Genomic DNA, 405 nt, shown 5'->3' with positions numbered 1-405 from the left:
ATTTATTACTTAACTCTTTGGCTGCAACCGGGAATTTTTGTTTTTAAAGTTACATTTAATTGGAGTTTGCTCGTTTGGTTTTTGATCAGTTTTTCTCTGGCCTTGGGAATCGGATTATCTCATGAAGATTTTCAGAACTCGCTTCAAGGACTATGGCCGGCTTTATTGATACTTTTAACGATCGCCTTGATATTTAAGATAATAAACAAGATTTCAATTAATCAATTATTAGTCATATCCGAAAAAGAAATATCATTTTTTGCTTTGGCTTTGATAATCGCCCTGATTGAGTTAATAATCGCAAAAATTATTAGCGCAATTTAAACTTGTTTGTTATAATTTAGGCAATCTCGGCTGATAGTAGTGAATTGGCGGTCATACAGAAAGTTGGTGAGGTTGAAAACC

At 33.3% G+C, this 405-nt stretch carries 1 pseudogene; it reads left to right on the top strand.

The features are described from left to right. A pseudogene (locus KH893_RS12695) lies at positions 1–324 on the top strand (hypothetical protein); the annotation flags it as partial. Positions 325–405: the final 81 nt, after the last annotated feature.

The sequence above is a fragment of the Liquorilactobacillus sicerae genome, assembly GCF_029916425.1.
Classification (GTDB): domain Bacteria; phylum Bacillota; class Bacilli; order Lactobacillales; family Lactobacillaceae; genus Liquorilactobacillus; species Liquorilactobacillus sicerae.
Note: the sequence above shows the minus strand (reverse complement) of the source record. Positions and strands in the feature narration are given on the sequence as shown.